The sequence below is a fragment of the Arachnia propionica genome (assembly GCF_003859805.1).
GTDB classification, from domain to species: Bacteria; Actinomycetota; Actinomycetes; order Propionibacteriales; family Propionibacteriaceae; genus Arachnia; species Arachnia propionica_C.
Genome location: NZ_RQZG01000004.1, coordinates 166,448 through 183,042, shown reverse-complemented (window position 1 = coordinate 183,042; position 16,595 = coordinate 166,448). Strand labels below are relative to the sequence as shown.

Annotated in this window: 21 protein-coding genes; 4 read left to right on the top strand and 17 right to left on the bottom strand. The window is 67.0% G+C overall.

Annotated elements, in window-relative coordinates; all coding sequences use genetic code 11:
- The first annotated feature begins 50 nt into the window (after positions 1-50).
- Complete coding sequence (locus EII34_RS05155) at positions 51-554, top strand: CinA family protein (RefSeq protein WP_124843614.1); 504 nt, start codon at positions 51-53, stop codon at positions 552-554.
- Between the two features lie 92 nt (positions 555-646).
- Here EII34_RS05155 and rpsQ read toward each other — a convergent pair whose 3' ends face one another.
- The 17 genes from rpsQ to EII34_RS05070 all read right to left on the bottom strand — a co-directional run bounded on the left by rpsQ (position 647) and on the right by EII34_RS05070 (position 12,520).
- Entirely contained in the window at positions 647-922 is a 276-nt protein-coding gene (gene rpsQ, locus EII34_RS05150) for a 30S ribosomal protein S17 (RefSeq protein ID WP_124843612.1), read from the bottom strand.
- Positions 923-924: 2 nt separating this feature from the next.
- Positions 925-1,158 (bottom strand): 50S ribosomal protein L29, encoded by a 234-nt coding sequence (gene rpmC, locus EII34_RS05145; RefSeq protein WP_124843610.1) that lies wholly within the window; start codon positions 1,156-1,158, stop codon positions 925-927.
- Positions 1,158-1,577, bottom strand: a complete 420-nt coding sequence (gene rplP / locus EII34_RS05140; protein WP_124843608.1) for a 50S ribosomal protein L16 — start codon at positions 1,575-1,577, stop codon at positions 1,158-1,160. Before rplP ends, rpmC begins: the two co-directional genes overlap by 1 nt.
- 3 nt (positions 1,578-1,580) lie before the next feature.
- Entirely contained in the window at positions 1,581-2,393 is an 813-nt protein-coding gene (gene rpsC / locus EII34_RS05135) for a 30S ribosomal protein S3 (protein WP_124843606.1), read from the bottom strand.
- A gap of 2 nt (positions 2,394-2,395) precedes the next feature.
- Positions 2,396-2,797, bottom strand: a complete 402-nt coding sequence (gene rplV / locus EII34_RS05130; RefSeq protein WP_124843604.1) for a 50S ribosomal protein L22 — start codon at positions 2,795-2,797, stop codon at positions 2,396-2,398.
- 25 nt (positions 2,798-2,822) lie between these two features.
- On the bottom strand, positions 2,823-3,104 hold the full coding sequence (rpsS, locus tag EII34_RS05125; RefSeq protein WP_124843602.1) for a 30S ribosomal protein S19: 282 nt from the start codon (positions 3,102-3,104) through the stop codon (positions 2,823-2,825).
- An 18-nt stretch (positions 3,105-3,122) separates the two neighbouring features.
- On the bottom strand, positions 3,123-3,959 hold the full coding sequence (gene rplB / locus EII34_RS05120; protein ID WP_124843600.1) for a 50S ribosomal protein L2: 837 nt from the start codon (positions 3,957-3,959) through the stop codon (positions 3,123-3,125).
- A 17-nt stretch (positions 3,960-3,976) separates the two neighbouring features.
- The gene (rplW, locus tag EII34_RS05115; RefSeq protein WP_185711186.1) at positions 3,977-4,285 is read right to left on the bottom strand and encodes a 50S ribosomal protein L23; all 309 of its coding nucleotides are present in this window, start codon (positions 4,283-4,285) and stop codon (positions 3,977-3,979) included.
- Entirely contained in the window at positions 4,282-5,244 is a 963-nt protein-coding gene (rplD, locus tag EII34_RS05110) for a 50S ribosomal protein L4, sunset domain variant (RefSeq protein WP_124843598.1), read from the bottom strand. Before rplD ends, rplW begins: the two co-directional genes overlap by 4 nt.
- The gene (gene rplC, locus EII34_RS05105) at positions 5,241-5,903 is read right to left on the bottom strand and encodes a 50S ribosomal protein L3 (RefSeq protein ID WP_124843596.1); all 663 of its coding nucleotides are present in this window, start codon (positions 5,901-5,903) and stop codon (positions 5,241-5,243) included. Before rplC ends, rplD begins: the two co-directional genes overlap by 4 nt.
- 8 nt (positions 5,904-5,911) lie before the next feature.
- Positions 5,912-6,223 carry a 30S ribosomal protein S10 gene (rpsJ, locus tag EII34_RS05100; protein WP_015071250.1) on the bottom strand — a complete coding sequence of 104 codons (312 nt, stop codon included), beginning with the start codon at positions 6,221-6,223 and terminating at the stop codon, positions 5,912-5,914.
- Between the two features lie 435 nt (positions 6,224-6,658).
- Positions 6,659-7,669: an SMI1/KNR4 family protein gene (locus EII34_RS05095; RefSeq protein ID WP_124843594.1), complete on the bottom strand. Its 1,011-nt coding sequence runs from the start codon at positions 7,667-7,669 to the stop codon at positions 6,659-6,661.
- Positions 7,670-7,714: 45 nt separating this feature from the next.
- Complete coding sequence (locus tag EII34_RS05090; RefSeq protein ID WP_124843592.1) at positions 7,715-8,107, bottom strand: hypothetical protein; 393 nt, start codon at positions 8,105-8,107, stop codon at positions 7,715-7,717.
- A gap of 236 nt (positions 8,108-8,343) precedes the next feature.
- Entirely contained in the window at positions 8,344-9,012 is a 669-nt protein-coding gene (locus tag EII34_RS05085) for a response regulator transcription factor (protein WP_124843590.1), read from the bottom strand.
- Positions 9,009-9,722 (bottom strand): sensor histidine kinase, encoded by a 714-nt coding sequence (locus tag EII34_RS05080; protein WP_124843588.1) that lies wholly within the window; start codon positions 9,720-9,722, stop codon positions 9,009-9,011. Before EII34_RS05080 ends, EII34_RS05085 begins: the two co-directional genes overlap by 4 nt.
- A 114-nt stretch (positions 9,723-9,836) precedes the next feature.
- Positions 9,837-10,748: an HAD family hydrolase gene (locus tag EII34_RS05075; RefSeq protein ID WP_124843586.1), complete on the bottom strand. Its 912-nt coding sequence runs from the start codon at positions 10,746-10,748 to the stop codon at positions 9,837-9,839.
- A gap of 8 nt (positions 10,749-10,756) precedes the next feature.
- Positions 10,757-12,520, bottom strand: a complete 1,764-nt coding sequence (locus EII34_RS05070; RefSeq protein WP_124843584.1) for a glycoside hydrolase family 3 protein — start codon at positions 12,518-12,520, stop codon at positions 10,757-10,759.
- A gap of 182 nt (positions 12,521-12,702) precedes the next feature.
- On the opposite strand from EII34_RS05070, the gene gndA reads away from it, so the two are divergent.
- The 3 genes from gndA to EII34_RS05055 are packed head-to-tail and all read left to right on the top strand — an operon-like array spanning position 12,703 to position 16,539.
- Entirely contained in the window at positions 12,703-14,157 is a 1,455-nt protein-coding gene (gene gndA, locus EII34_RS05065; RefSeq protein WP_124843582.1) for an NADP-dependent phosphogluconate dehydrogenase, read from the top strand.
- On the top strand, positions 14,154-15,230 hold the full coding sequence (locus EII34_RS05060; RefSeq protein WP_124843580.1) for a sugar kinase: 1,077 nt from the start codon (positions 14,154-14,156) through the stop codon (positions 15,228-15,230). Before gndA ends, EII34_RS05060 begins: the two co-directional genes overlap by 4 nt.
- Before the next feature lie 10 nt (positions 15,231-15,240).
- Positions 15,241-16,539, top strand: a complete 1,299-nt coding sequence (locus tag EII34_RS05055) for a lactate racemase domain-containing protein (protein WP_124843578.1) — start codon at positions 15,241-15,243, stop codon at positions 16,537-16,539.
- Positions 16,540-16,595 lie beyond the last annotated feature (56 nt).

Here is a 16,595-nt window from a genome sequence, read left to right as displayed (position 1 = left end):
AGCAACCCTGGCCTGGTCGGTCATGCGACCCTTCCGCCTGTCCTCTGACCATGAACGACTCCCCTGCCACTGCCCTGATCGAGGTGCTGCGCCGCCACTGCTTCAGCGTCGCCACCGCGGAGAGCCTGACCGCGGGCCTGGTCAGCGCCACCCTGGCCGACATCAGTGGTGCCTCGACGGTCCTGCTGGGCGGAGTCGTCGCCTACAGTCCCGCACTCAAGAGGGAGCTGCTCGGGGTGAGCCGCGAGGTGCTGGAGACCCATGGCACCGTGCATGCCGAGGTGGCCCGCCAGATGGCCCGAGGAGCGCAGCGGCGTCTCGGCGCGGACCTGGCCCTGGCCACGACGGGGGTCGCCGGACCCGGCCCCGCCGAGGGGCACCCACCGGGCACCGGCTTCATCGCCCTTGCCCTGCCCTCGGACGAGACCTTGGCGCGTCCCTTCACCCTCACGGGATCACGCAACGAGATCCGGGCCAAGGTCGTCGACGAGATCCTCACCTGGGCCACCGTCGAGATCGCACACATGTGGGCGCGGATGTCGTGGACACCGTGAGGAGCTGGGACACAGCCGCCGCCGAACGTCCCGGACACAGACGAATGGCCCGACCCCGAGGGGCCGGGCCATTCGTCATGACCTGGGTCAGATCACTTGGCGCGCTCGACGATCTCGACGAGACGCCAGCGCTTCTGCGCCGACAGCGGGCGGGTCTCCATGACGCGGACACGGTCGCCGATACCGGCGGTGTTCTCCTCGTCGTGGGCCTTGACCCGCGACGACTTGGTCATGACCTTGCCGTAGAGCGGGTGCTTCACGCGGTCCTCGACCAGGACGACGATGGTCTTGTCCATCTTGTCGCTGACGACGACGCCCTGGAGCACCTTGCGGCGGCCGCGCTCCTCAGTGTTGGTGTTCTCGCTCATGCTCACTTCTCCTCGATCGTGGGCTCATCGACGATGCCGAGGTTGCGCTCCTGCAGCACGGTGTAGACGCGGGCGATGTCCTTGCGGACCTCGCGGAGACGGCCGTGGGACTCCAGCTGTCCGGTGGCGGCCTGGAACCGGAGCCCGAACAGCTCCTCCTTCAGCTCCACCACCTTGGCGTTCAGCTGCTCGCGGGAAAGGCCGCGCAGGTCATTGGCAGTCAGGGACTTGCTCATCAGTTCTCACCTGCTTCGCGCTTGATGAAACGAGCCTTGAAGGGCAGCTTGTGGATGGCCAGACGCATGGCCTCACGGGCCAGCTCCTCGTTCACACCCGACAGCTCGAACAGCACGCGGCCCGGCTTGACGTTGGCCACCCACCACTCGGGGGAACCCTTGCCGGAACCCATCCGGGTCTCGGCCGGCTTCTTGGTCAGGGGACGGTCCGGGTACACGTTGATCCAGACCTTGCCGCCACGCTTGATGTGGCGGGTCATGGCGATACGAGCGGCCTCGATCTGACGGTTCGTCAGGTAGGACGGCTCCAGCGCCTGGATGCCGTACTCACCGAAGGCGAGCTTGGTGGCACCCTTGGCAGCACCGTCACGCTTCGGGTGGTGCTGCTTGCGGAACTTCACGCGACGAGGGATCAGCATGGGTCACTCTCCTGCGTTCGAGGTTTCAGCCGCAACCGGGGCCTCAGCCTGGGCTGCGTCGGCGCGACGACGACCACCGCGCTCGGGACGATCACCGCGGCCCTCGCCGCGGCCGGGACGACGGCCCGGACGCTGACGACCGGACGGCGCGGCGTTGCGGGCGGCCTTCTGGGCGGCACGCTCGGCGCGGGTGCCGGTGACGTCACCCTTGTAGATCCACACCTTCACACCGATCCGACCGAAGGTGGTGCGGGCCTCGTAGAAGCCGTAGTCGATGTCGGCGCGAAGGGTGTGCAGCGGCACCTGGCCGTCGCGGTAGCCCTCGGAGCGGGACATCTCGGCACCGCCGAGACGGCCGGAGCACTTGATGCGGATGCCCTTGGCACCGGCACGCATCGCCGTCTGCTGAGCCTTGCGCATCGCACGGCGGAAGGCGACTCGCGCCCCCAGCTGCTCGGCGACGCCCTGGGCGACGAGCTGGGCATCGATCTCGGGATTCTTCACCTCGAGGATGTTCAGCTGCACCTGCTTGCCGGTCAGCTTCTCCAGCTCGGCGCGCACCCGCTCCGCCTCGGCCCCGTTGCGACCGATGACGATGCCCGGACGGGCCGCGTGCAGGAAGATGGTGACCCGCTCGGAGCGGCGCTCGATCTCGATGGACGAGATCCCGGCGCGCTCCAGCGACTTGGTCAGGTAGTTGCGGATCTTCACGTCCTCAGCCACGTAGTCCGCGTAGTTCTTCTCCGCGTACCAGCGGGTCACGTGGTCGGTGGTGATGCCGAGACGGAAGCCGTTCGGGTTGATCTTCTGCCCCATGCTCAGGCCTCCTTCGACTCACGGGGTTCGACGACCACGGTGATGTGGGCGCCACGCTTCAGGATCCGGGAAGCGGAACCCTTCGCACGGGGACGGATCCGACGCAGGGTGACCCCCTCGTCGACGAACGCCTTGGAGATGTACAGGTCCTCGCGGTCCAGGTCCTCGGTGTTCTCCGCGTTGGCGATGGCCGAGGCCACCACCTTGTAGACGGGCTCGGAAGCCGCCTGGGGGGCGAACTTCAGGGCGGTCAGGGCCTCGGTGACGTCCATACCGCGGACCAGGTCCACGACGCGACGCACCTTGGTCGGGCTCATCCGGACGTGACGCGCGATGGCGTAGGACCCGGGACGATCACCGAGCAGGGCCTCGCGACGGGCGCTGTTGCCATTTTCGTTGCTCATCGTTTCGAATTCCTCATCTCGCGCCTCAACGGCGACGGGCCTTCTTGTCTTCCTTCACGTGCCCCTTGAAGGTGCGCGTGGGGGCGAACTCGCCCAGCTTGTGACCGATCATCGCCTCGGTGATGAACACCGGGACATGCTTGCGGCCGTCGTGGACGGCGATGGTGTGACCCAGCATGTCCGGCACGATCATCGAACGGCGGGACCAGGTCTTGATGACGTTCTTGGTGCCCTTCTCGTTCTGGGCGTCCACCTTCTTGATCAGGTGGTCGTCGACGAAGGGACCCTTCTTCAGGCTGCGTGGCATTTCCTCAGGCCTTCCCTATCAGCGCTTCTTGCCGGTCTTGCGGCGGCGCACGATGAGACGGCTGCTCGCCTTGTTCTTGTCGCGGGTGCGGCCCTCGGGCTTGCCCCACGGGGACACCGGGTGGCGACCACCCGAGGTGCGACCCTCGCCACCACCGTGCGGGTGGTCGACGGGGTTCATCACGACACCGCGCACGGTCGGACGGATGCCCTTCCAGCGGTTGCGGCCCGCCTTGCCCCAGTTGATGTTGGACTGCTCGGCGTTGCCGACGGTGCCGATGGTGGCGCGGCAGCGGACATCCACCATGCGCATCTCACCCGAGGGCATGCGCAGCGTGGCGTAACGACCCTCACGGGCCACCAGCTGGATGGCCGCACCGGCGGAGCGGCCCAGCTTGGCGCCACCGCCGGGGCGAAGCTCCACGGCGTGGACCGTGGTGCCGACCGGGATCTGACGCAGTTCCAGGTTGTTGCCCGGCTTGATGTCGGAGCCCTCGCCGGAGACGACGACGGTGCCCTGGGTCAGGCCGTTGGGGGCGATGATGTAGCGCTTCTCACCGTCGAAGTAGTGCAGCAGCGCGATGCGGGCGGTGCGGTTCGGGTCGTACTCGATGTGAGCGACCTTCGCGGGAACACCGTCCTTGTCGTAGCGCTTGAAGTCGATGATGCGGTACGCCTGCTTGTGACCACCACCGATGTGGCGGGTGGTGATGCGGCCGGTGTTGTTGCGACCACCGGTCTTCGGCTTCGGGGCGAGCAGCGACTTCTCCGGGGTGGAGCGGGTCAGCTCGACGAAGTCGGAGACGCTGGCGCCACGACGGCCCGGCGTCGTCGGCTTGTACTTACGGATACCCATGACGAATCAGTCCTTCTTCACTCGCCCTGGCCGGCGAAGATGTCGATGCGATCACCCTCGGCAACGGTCACGATGGCGCGCTTGACGTCGGCCCTCTTGCCGATGCCGAAGCGGGTGCGACGACGCTTCCCCTTGCGGTTCTGGGTGTTGACGGCGGTGACGGAGACATCGAAGATCTTCTCGATCGCGATCTTGATCTCGGTCTTGTTGGCGTGCGGAGCCACGATGAAGGTGTACTTGTTCTCGTCGAGGAGGTTGTAGGACTTCTCCGAGACGACGGGACGCAGGATGATGTCGCGGTGATCGCGGATCTTCAGCTCGCTCACTTCTTCTCCTTGCCTTCCATCACGTTCACGAAACCGGCGGCCTCAGCGGCCTCGGCGGAGTTGAACCAGACCTCGGCGATGGTGCGGGAGTACCACGGCGACTCGGGGGTGTGGAACTTCATGGAGTCCTCGTTGCCCTTGATGTCGAACCCGGCCGGCGGCTTGTCACCGCGGTAGGAGTTCTTGCCGTAGTCCTTCACCTCGGCCTCGGGGGCCTCGGCCTTCTCCTCGGTCTTCTTGGCGGGTGCCTTCGCCCTGGGTCCCTCGGCCTTGGCCTTCACCGTGGGCTCGACCTCGACCTCGGCCTCGGTCTCGGTGGCGATCGCCTCGGTGCCACGGTTGGTGAACGCGGCCAGCGCGGCGGAGGTGAACACGACGGTGTCGGCCACCAGCACGTCGTAGGTGTTGAGCTGGTCGACGGCCAGCACGTGGACGGTCGGGACGTTGCGCAGGCTCAGCCAGGCGACCTCCTCGAACCGGTCCAGCACCACGAGGACCTTCTTCAGCTCACCGAGCTGGGCCAGGGTGGCCAGCGCCTGCTTCGTGGAGGGGGTCTGGCCGGAGACGACCTCCGAGACGACGAAGATCTGGCCGTCGCGGGCGCGGTCCGAGAGGGCACCGCGCAGGGCCGCGGCGATCATCTTCTTCGGGGTGCGCTGCGAGTAGTCACGCGGCTTCGGGCCGTGGACGGTGCCGCCGCCGGTCCAGATCGGGGAACGACGCGAGCCGTGACGGGCGCGTCCGGTGCCCTTCTGGCGCCATGGCTTGATGCCACCGCCGCGGACCTGGCCGCGGGTCTTGGTGGAGTGGGTGCCCTGGCGGGCCGCCGCAAGCTGCGCGACGACGACCTGGTGGATCAGCGGGACGTTGGTCTGGACGTCGAAGTACTCACCGGGCAGCTCGGCCTTGCCGGCCTTCTTGCCGCTGGGGGCGTGGACGTCAACGGTGATGGAGCTCATGCCTGACCACCCTTCTTGGCAGCGCTGCGCACGACGACGAGCGAGCCGTTGTTGCCGGGAACGGCGCCGCGCACGAGCAGCAGACCGCGCTCGGTGTCGACGGCGTGGATCTTGAGGTTCTGGACGGTCACCTTGGCGTTACCCATGCGACCCGCCATGCGGAGGCCCTTGAACACGCGGCCGGGGGTGGCGCAGCCACCGATGGAGCCGGGGGCACGGTGCTTGCGGTGCACACCGTGCGAGGCCTTCAGACCACCGAAGCCGTGACGCTTCATGACACCGGCGGTGCCCTTGCCCTTGGTGGTACCGGTGACGTCGACGAACTCGCCGCCCTCGAACAGCTCGGCCGTCAGCTCCTGGCCGAGGGTGAACTCGGAGGCGTTGGCGGTGCGCAGCTCCAGCAGGTGCTTGCGGGGGGTGACGTCGGCCTTGTCGAAGTGGCCCTGGGCCGGCTTGGTGACCTTGCGGGAGGCGATGGCACCGAAGCCGAGCTGGACGGCGTTGTAGCCGTCGGTCTCCGGGGTGCGGACCTGCGTCACGACGCAGGGACCGGCCTGGATGACGGTGACGGGGACGACCTTGTTGTTCTCGTCCCAGAGCTGGGTCATGCCGAGCTTGGTGCCCAGGATGCCCTTGACGATTCGTTCGCTGTTGCTCATCTCGAACCTCACGGAAGCTTGATCTCGATGTCGACACCGGCCGGGAGGTCGAGACGCATGAGCGAGTCGACGGTCTTCGGCGTGGGGTCGAGGATGTCAATCAGCCGCTTGTGGGTGCGCATCTCGAAGTGCTCGCGGCTGTCCTTGTACTTGTGGGGCGAACGGATCACACAGAACACGTTCTTCTCGGTCGGCAGCGGCACGGGGCCTGCCACCTTGGCACCGGTGCGAGTCACGGTGTCGACGATCTTGCGCGCCGAGCTGTCGATGACCTCATGGTCATACGCCCGCAACCGGATGCGGATCTTTTGTCCCGCCACAGTTCGTTCCTTCTACTCGTCCCTGATGGAGTTCTCATGAACAGGTTGGGGCCTGGGCCCCTGCTGCTCCGACCCCCGAGGTCGGGAGTGTCGCGCCCGAAGCCGCAAGGAAAGACCACCTCCAGGGGGCTGGAGGTCACATCTCGCGCTTGGGCCACCTGCTCGACCTCGACGAGGAGGGCACCGCCGGACCCGGTCCGGACACACCACTCCCCGCGGAGCAACTTGCTCATTCTTGCACGAGCGCCGGGAGGGACCAAATCGACGGCTCATCGGGTGCACCGACGGGTCACCCGCGGCGAGCCGTCGCCCACCCTGCAGGAATCCTCGTTCTGCTCGTCCGGCACCGTTGACCTCCATGGTTCGCGCACGCAACCCGGAGGTCCGGGTTCACACACCCCTGTTCGCAGGCCCTCCCGGGGACCGGACGAGGGGTCAGTGCTCGACGACGTCGGTCACGCCGTCGGGGTGGACCACGGTGAACTCTCCCTCGGTGCCACTGCGCCATGCGATGACCAGGCGTTCTCCCCAGATCGGGGCCAACTTCTCGACGAGCAGATCACACAGGGCCTCGTGGCCGGCGTCGGCGACCAGCAGGACCTCGATCGAGGTCGGTTCGACGGTTCGCTGCATCATGTGCTCGATGTCGCCCAGCTCCCACACGGCGTCCAGGACCTCCTGACCGCCGAAGAAGTGGACCCGGCCCTCCTCCTCGGTCTCGAGGATGAGCTGGATCTCCTCGGGGGTGGGGGTGGTGACCCGGGCGAGCACCTGGGTCACGCCCGCAGCCAGACCGAGGAGTGCATCGATGCGATGGTAGGCCTGGTGCGTGGCGATGGCCCACTCGAGCCGCCCGGAGGCACCAAGACGAATCACGCTTCCCCCGTCGAAGTACCAGGACTCCTCCGGGGTCGGCAGGGGAAGGGCGAAGGGCGTGTAGTCCTCCCGGACGGTCGCCAGGACGTCGGGCGCGGCATGGTCGACCTCACCACCCATGATGCTGAAGTACAGCAGCCCGAGAGGACCCTGCAGCTCGCCCCGACACGCCCCCACCAGGGTCTCCGACATCAGCATGGCGACCAGCCAGGTGCTGAGCGGGGCCTCGTTCCCGCCCAGGTGCAGCGTCGGGTCCTCACCGGAGGGCGCGGCCAGGGACCACTCCCCCGCGGCAGCACGCCACACCTCGACCAGGCCGTCGCGCAGCTGGATGTCCTGCGGGGTCGCCGGGATGTCCCGCACCGCCTGCAGGCGGTGTCCCAGCAGCTCGAACCACTCCCTGAGGGCAGTCGGCAGGGGCTGCCCAAGACGTTCCTCGATCCGGTCGATCTCCTCGGGGGAACAGCCGTCGGCCGCCCCCAGGGTCTCCATGTGCCAGTCGATCACCCGCCCGGCCTGCTGCCATCGCGGGGCACCGAGAAGATCCTGCTGGCGCTCGGACATCGTCACGGATCGGCTCCTTCGTCATGGACTGCCCCAAGCGTATCCTCACGCTCAGCGTCGGCGCAGGCCCTGGAACTCGGCGCTGACCTGCCCGGACGTCGCCCCGGTAGCGGTGACGGCACAGCCGGCGCCGCAGGTCCGACGGTCGATCACGCGATGAGTGCTGGCCCGGCCGCCCTGATCGGCGACGACGGTGCGTGCGGAACGCCCACCCACCCGGACCTGGATGCGCTCACCGGGCTGGAAGCCGCTCACCTTGACCACGAGCAGGGTGCGGTGCGGCACCGCGCTGGTGGAGAGCTCCACCGTCGGCTGCGCGGGCATCGGCACCATCGGGTGCGCCATCCGAGGGGCAGCGGCATGTGCGGTCGCAGGAACCACGAGCGCTGCGGCGGTCAGCATCGCTGCCGCCGTGCGGGCCAGGGTCAGTTTCACAGGATTCATCAGTCCCTCCTACGGGGTCGGTTCTCAAACGCCCGGGACCGTAGCGGGACGAAAGTTGAGCCGACCAGCCGACGAAGGGCCAGAGTTCCGTCAGCTTTTCGGCTTTTTATGGATTGACAAACAGGTGACGCGACGATTCGCAAGCACGAATCGCCGTTCTGCTTCGATGGCAGCGCTGACATCCCGGGTTCACGCAAGCAGCCCGCCAGTTCGGGTACACCCCTTGGCCGCACCTTTCATGAGTTGAGGAAGGTGAGGATGGCTCGGACCCTGCGGTTCTCGTCGCCCGGTTCGAAGCCCAGCTTGACGAAGATCGACGAGACGTGCTTGGCGACGGCGGCACCGGAGAGGAACAAGCGCTCACCGATCTGCCCGTTGGACAGGCCCTGCGCCATCAGTTCCAGCACCTCCAGTTCGCGCGGGCTGAGTTCACCCAGACCGGATCGCGAGGTCTGCATCATGGCGCGGGTCACCTCGGGATCGATCACCACTCCCCCGGAGATCACCACGGACAGGGCCGCCAGGAAGTCCGCGACCTGCGCGATCCGGTCCTTCAACAGGTAACCGGACCCCCCGGCTCCGGGCGGAGTGGGCAGGGCGAACAGGTCCTGGGCGTGCCGCGCGGAGACGTACTGGCTGACCACCAGCACCGCGATCCCCGGGTGGGCGGTCTTGATGCGGATGGCTGCGGCGAGCCCGTCGTTGGTCATCGTCGGGGGCATCCGGACATCCGTGATGAGGACATCCGGGAGCTCGCCCTTCGCGGCCAGCTCCCGGGCGGCGGCCTCCAGGGCATCAGCTCTGGCCTCCTGCCCCACCACCTCATGCCCCTGACGTTCCAACAGCCCGGCGAGCCCCTCCCGCAACAGGGCAGAGTCGTCGGCGATCAGCACCCTGTGGCTCATGCCAGCACCACCCCTGATTCTCCCCGCGCGAGCAGCAGCGGGATCGTCGCGGACAATCTCGTCGGCCCACCCGACGGGGACGACAGCTCCAGTCTCCCACCGACCGCCGCCAGTCGCTCACGCATCCCGACCAACCCGCGCCCGGGGACGAACTCGGCCCCACCCGGCCCGGAGTCCACCACCGAGACCAACAGGTTGCGATCACTGGCCACCAGCACGCTCACACCTGCGTCAGGGGCGTGCTTCGCCGCATTGCCGATGGCCTCACAGGCGAAGAAGTACCCCACCGCGAGCACCTCCTCGGACAGCTCCGGCAGCGGGTGGGGAGCGACGATCCGCACCCGGTTCGCCGCCGTCGCCGCCACCTCCTCCAGTGCGGAGACCAGGCCCTGCTGCGCCAACAGCTGCGGATGGATGCCCTGGATGGTGCGGCGCAACGCCTGCAGCCCCTCCTGGATCGCGGCTGCCGCGTCCTTGAGCAGCTGCACGGCCCCGGGATCCCCCGCCAACGCCGGGGAGAGCTGTGCCTCCCCCAGCTTCATCGCCGCCGCCACGAGATACTGCTGGGCACCGTCGTGCAGGTCACGTTCGATGCGCCGCCGCTCCACCTCGTAGGCCAGGGCGATGGCGCGCCGGGAATCGGTCAGCTCCGCGATCCGCCGGGCCGCCTCCGCCTCGTTGTTCCCGGAACTCCTCCTGCGCCACCACACGTGTCCGAGCCTAGCCCGTTGACCACCACATCCGTTTCACCCACCCTGCTCCGACCCGGGACGGGTGAGCCCGACGGGAACAGGCCGTGTCGGTGCAGCGGGGAGGGCAACGACTCAGCCCACGGGCCGACTCCACGGGGGTACCTCGGGAAGCAGCTGGTCGTACTGCGCCAACAACTGTTCCTGATAGCTCCCGGCGAACGTTCCGTCGAGGAACCTCGACAGGGCCTCGTCCTTGAACCGCCTCCAGCTGCTCACCTCGTCCCCGGGCAGGATCGGGTAGAACAGCACCCCCTCCTCGGCTGCGGTGTCGCGATCCCCCGGGGCATCACCGATCAGCATGATGCGATCGAGGCGATACCTGCCCTTCGCCGCCCATCGCAGGTGTTCCGCCTTGGACCCCATCTCCTGACCGGCGATCACCCTCATGTGGCGGGCGAGGTCATGCTCGGCCCACTCCCGTTGCAGGGCCTCGACGGGGGTTGCCGAGACCACCATGCAGTCGACGAGGTCCTGCATCGCCCGGATCGCCTCCCGAACCCCGTCGAAGGGAGCGCAGCCGTGGACCATCCAGGCGATCAACTCGTTGACCCCCCGACCCCATTCGATGCAGGTCTCGATCTCCGCGGACGGGTGCTCGGCCGCGAAGGCTGCGATCCCGGCATCCGACCTGGGGAATCCGGAGTCGAGAAAACGCCGCAACTCACCACCCTCGGGGATCTGCACTCCCCTGCTCAGCACCTCAGGGCGTTGTCTCAGCAGCTCGAAGAGCCTGTCCAACGCGACCCACCGGTTCTGGCCGCGGGTGCTGGAGTACAGGTTGACGAACAACGCGGTCTCCCGTACCAGCCCGGATGCGGCCTGCAGGTTGAAGTACTTGATGTAGGCAGGGGTGAAGCACTCCTGGTGCTTGATGTCCATCGCATCCATGGCACACCCGTCGGAGTCGATCCCGACGAAGAAGTCGTGCCCCGGCTGGAAGTCACGCAACGCCCGGGCGTGCTCGGGAATCAGCTGGCTGGTCATGTTCTCCCCTAGATCCGGGTGTCGGCGAACGGGAACATCTCGGTGGCGGGACGGCCGCGGAACTCACTTCGACCCTCCAGCTTGTCCAGCACCGCATCGAGGGTGAAGTCCTGGTCGTCGAATGCTGTGATGAAGGTCTTGACCTGGGGCATGTCGGCCAACAGGTTCGGCGAGGCCGTGGAGATCACGATGGTGGGAACCTCATGGACGTACCACGGCATGTCCAGGGTTCCTTTCGTACCCGGCCAGTAGGGCCGTTCCACGGGCTGCCCCAGGCCGTTGACCTCGGCCACGGACACCACCAGGTCATGGTTGTCGGTGAGCCCTGAGATCGGTGACTTGCCGGCATAGGCGTCACGCAGGATCTGCCTGACCTCCTCGGGAGACCTGCCCTGCACCTGCTCCAGTTGGCTGACGTACCGCTCAGCCCGGTAGCCACGTTCGTTCAGCTTCGCGACCACCTTGTCCGCCGGATGTCCCGCGCCGCTGTCGACCATCATCGCGAAGGGGCTGGGGGGTGAGGAGATGGGCACGACGAGCACCCGGGGGTAGCGCTCCACCGACAACGGCAGGACCTGCGGATCCTTGTTCTTGACCAGGGTGATCGCACGATCGGCGATCTCCACAGCCACGGCCTTCGACTCCGGGAGTCCGATCCGGGCCAGGGCCTCCTGCTTCGGCGGCAGCAGTTCCTCACGGGGACGTTCGTGGAGCCCGAGCATCGCCTTGAGCCCGAGGATGCGATGCAGGGCATCGTCGAGGCGATTGTCACTCAGTCTGCCGGAACGCCACCCCTCCATCATCCATCGGAAATCCTCCTCGGGATCGTTGAAGAACAGGAACATGTCACACCCGGCCTCGATGGCGGCCGGCAGCAACTCGCTGCGCTTCATGGCACCGGTCATCGCGACCATGTGTGAGGCATCGGTGACCACCACACCGTTGAAACCCAGCTTGCCACGCAGCAGATCCGTGGTGATCTCCTTGCACAACGAGGCCGGCAGGATGTCATCGTCTGCCATGGCTGGATTGAAGTGCCGCTGATAGCTCGGCAGAGCGATGTGGCCGGCCATGATCGACGGCAACCCGGCATCGATCAGGGTCTGGTACAACCTTCCGAAGGTCTCGTCCCATTCATCCGTGGTCAACCAGTTGGGGGCGTGGGACAGGTGGTGGTCCCGTTCGTCGATGCCATCACCGGGCCAGTGCTTGGCGGCCGGAGCGATCCCGGATTCCCGGATGCCGCGCATGTAGGCCAAGGACATCTCGATGACCAGATCGACGTCCCCGCCGAAGGATCGTCTCGACACGACGGGGTTGCGCCAGTTGCGGTAGATGTCGACGATCGGGGCGAAGGACCAGTTGCACCCGACCGCAGCGGCCTCGATCCCCGAGATGCGACCCAGTTCGTAGGCGTAGCGCACCTCATGGGTGCAGCCGATCTTGGCCCCGTGACCGACATAGGTGCCATCAGTGCAGGCACCGTTGCCGCCGGCCTCGGTGTTCGCCGCGATCAACATCGGCAGCTTCGACCTCTCCTGGAGGATGCGGTTCTGCTCCCACACCTCCTCCGCGGTGCCCGGGTTGTAGCGCACCGCCCCGATGTGGAACTCGTCCAACACCGCTGTGAGGTACTCCTCGGACCGCTCCGACCCCATGTTGACGAAGAGCTGACCGATCTTCTCCTCATCGGTCATCCCAGCGATCGTCGCCTCGACCCAGGCGACGCCGCCCTCATCGAGATTGAACGGTGTCGCTCTCAGATCCACCATCTCGTCCACTCCTTCGCGGCTGTCTTCCAGTGGTTTCCCTCGAGACAACCACCGGCTCTCCCCGTGGCGGTGTGGTTGCCGTGAATTGTCACGAAACCCGTGGCAAGATTCGGCAACCAGCGATCCCACACGTCCGGGCTGAGCATGCTGGGGGAACCAAGTCACGACCACGAAGGACCCCCATGTCTCTGCCCGCCCCAGGAAACGCCTCCGCTGACATCGGTGTCACCGGTATGGGTGTGATGGGTTCGAACCTCGCCCGCAACCTGGCCCGCAACGGCCACCGTGTCGCCATCCACAACCGCTCCGTCGAACGAACCGAACAGGTCATGGCCGCCCACGGTGCGCAGGCCCGGTTCCTTCCGACCACATCGATGGAGGAGTTCGTGGCCTGTCTGGAGAGACCGCGCGTCGCCCTCGTCATGGTCCAGGCAGGGCAGGCCACCGACGACGTCATCGACGACCTGGCCTCCCGGATGGAACCCGGTGACATCATCGTCGACTGCGGGAACTCCCTGTTCACCGACACGCGACGCCGCGAGGCACGTCTGCGTGAGCAAGGGCTGCACTTCGTCGGGTGTGGCGTCTCGGGTGGTGAGGAGGGAGCCCTGTGGGGCCCCTCGATCATGCCCGGTGGCTCCCAGGAGTCATATGACCGGCTGGGTCCCATGTTCGAGAAGATCGCCGCGAAGGTCGATGGCGAGCCCTGCTGCACCCGCATCGGGGCTGACGGTGCGGGTCATTTCGTCAAGATGGTCCACAACGGCATCGAATACGCCGACATGCAGGTCATCGGGGAGGCGTACCACCTGTTGCGTTCGGCGCTCGGACTCGAACCCGCCGCGATCGCGGACGTCTTCGCGCAGTGGAACTCCGGTGAGCTCGACTCCTACCTCCTGGAGATCACCGTCGAGGTGCTGCGTCAGGTGGACCCGCGCACCGGCAGACCACTGGTCGACGTGATCCTCGACGCGGCCGGTCAGAAGGGAACCGGGGTCTGGACCACCCAGGTCGCCCTCGACCTCGGGGTCCCCGTGACCGGGATCGCCGAGGCCACCTTCGCCCGGGCACTGTCCAGCTCCCTGCCCCAGCGGGTCGCCGCACAGACCTTCGCGGCCGGCTCCCGGTCGTGGCGGGTCACCGATGCCGACACCTTCATCGAGGACGTCCGGCAGGCCCTCTACGCCTCGAAGCTCATCGCCTACTCCCAGGGACTGGGCGAGATCCGCGCGGCAGCGCTCGAGTACGGCTGGGAGATCGATCTGGCGGCACTGGCACGGATCTGGCGGGGCGGCTGCATCATCCGGGCACGATTCCTGGGTGAGATCGCCCGTGCCTGCGATACCGACCCGGATCTGCCCCTGCTGCTGGCCGACGACTTCTTCGCCACACGCGTGGCGGCAGCACTGCCGTCGTGGCGCCGTGTCGTCTCGGACGCAGCCCTGCACGGTGTCCCCACCCCGGTGTTCTCATCGTCGCTGGCCTACTACGACGGCATCCGCACCAGCCGCCTGCCGGCCTGCCTGATCCAGGGGCAACGGGACTTCTTCGGTGCGCACACGTATCGACGCATCGATGACGAGGGTACGTTCCACACCCGGTGGGCCGAACCCGGACGACCGGAGGTGAAAGCATGATGGAATTGCGCGATGACGCCCGCTGGGCACTGGTGGTCCCCACCTCGATGGGAGTACGCCTCACGCCGGAGAACCGGGAGGCGGTGCACGTCTCGAGTCGTTTCCTGATGCAGGCCACCTCGGCCGAGACCAACGTGGCCTCCGTCGTGGCTGCGCTGGGGCTCCCGACCAAGGTGCTGACCAACTTCGTGGCAGGTTCGCCCATCTCCTCACTGATCAAGGCCGACCTGCGGGCCCGCGGCATGGCCTACGAAGGACCTGACAAGGCTCAGGGCGACGCCTGGGGCTACCGTCACCAGTTCAACATCGCGGACTCAGGCTTCGGAGGTCGCGCCCCACGGGTCTGGAACGACCGGGCCGGCGAGGTGGGACGCGACCTGGCCATCGCCGACTTCGACCTCGATCGGCTGTTCCGGGACGAAGGGGTGAAGATCCTGCACATGTCCGGCCTGGTCGCCGCGCTGTCACCCAGAACCAGCGAGTTCTGTGTCGAGCTGGCGGCACGGGCGAAGGAACACGGCACCCGGGTCTCATTCGACCTCAACCACCGCGCCTCGTTCTGGAAGGGACGCGAGGAGGAGCTGTCCTCGGCCTTCACGGCCATCGCCTCCCACTGCGACATCCTCTACGGCAACGAGGAGGACTTCCAGCTGACCCTCGGCATCTCGGGTCCCCGGGCGGGAGGCACTGACATCGACGAGCAGATCGAGCAGTACCGGGAGATGATCCTCACGATCCGGCAGCAGTACCCTGATGCCCTGTGCATCGGCACCTCCCTGCGAGAGGTGATCTCGGCCAATCGACACCGGTGGGGAATGATCCTGTGGTCACAGGGAGAGTTCGCCGTCGCCGCGTTGCGTGAGATCGAGGTGCTCGATCGGATCGGTGGTGGCGACGCCTCCGTCGGCGGCGTGCTCCACGGGATCCTCAACGGCTGGTCCCCCGAACGCTGCATGCAGTTCGGCTGGGCCACCGGGGCCATGGCTGCGACCACCCTGCGCGACCATGCCCTTCCCGCGGACGAGGCCCAGGTCTGGTCGGTGTGGGAGGGCAACGCGAGGGTCGTCAGGTGAGGAGGCGACGATGACCAGACTCTACCCGGGGGTCGCCGAGGCCGAGTCCGTCGGTGGCCCCGAGCGGACCCTGACCGATGAGGAGATCCGGGACTTCGTCCACCGCTGTCTCAGCACCCACGATCTTGACGGCAGACACATCACCCTCATCGTCCCGGACGGCACCCGCCATGCTCCCGTCGCCCAGCTGTCGAAACACATCCGTGACGCCCTCGGGTCACGTCCGGCTTCGGTGCGGGTGGTCATCGCCCTCGGTACCCACGACTACATGGGTGACGAGGCCATCGCCCGTCTCATGGGGTGCGAGCCCGGGAGGTTCGAGCAGACCTACCCCGGCTGGAGCATCCACAACCACCGGTGGCGTGACGAGGACACCTTTGCCGACCTCGGCACCATCCCTGCCGCACGGATCGAGGAGCTGACCTCCGGCAGGCTGCGGGATCGTCCGATGCGGGTACTGGTGAACAGGATGGCGGTCGAGACCGACATCTGCCTGATCCTCGGCCCGGTCCTCCCACACGAGGTGGTGGGCATCTCGGGTGGCAACAAGTACTTCTACCCCGGGCTGTCGGGTCATGACGTGATCGACATGTCGCACTGGGTGGGTGCGCTCATCACCTCCCACGAGATGATCGGTGCCACCGGGATCACGCCGGTGAGGCAGATGATCGACGCCGCCACCGAACTGATCCCCGCGACGAAACTGCTCCTCGGCATGATCGTGGCCCCGGGCAGCGATTCCCTGAACTTCCTGGCCTTCGGTGATTCCCGGACCGCATGGGAGGCATGCGCGGAGGTCTCCAGCCAGGTCCACGTGCGCCATGTCGACCGCACCTACCCGCGGGTGGTCTCGCTCATCCCGACGATGTACGAGGACATGTGGACCGGGGCCAAGGGGTTCTACAAGCTGGAGCCCGTGGTGGCCGACGGCGGCGAGCTCATCATCTACGCACCCCACATCACCGAGGTGTCGGTGATGCATCCGGGAATCCTGGAGATCGGCTACCACAACCGGCAGTACTACGTCGAGCAGTGGGACCGGTTCAAGAACCATCCGTGGGGTGAACTGGCCCATTCGACCCATCTCCGTGGGCTCGGGGACTACGACCCGGTCACGGGGGTGGAGACCAACCGGGTGACGGTGACCCTGGCCACGGGGATCCCGCGTGAGGTCGTCGAGTCCTTGGGCCTGAGACACCTGGACCCCGAGGAGGTCGACCTCCTCGCTCTCGAGGCCGATCCCGACACCCTCGTCGTGCCGAACGCCGGGGAACTGCTGCACCGGGTCCGGTCCGGGGCCCAGGGTTGAGCCGGGCCGCGAGGCTCAGCACGTGGTTGCGAGAACCCGCCCGACAACGACGTGTG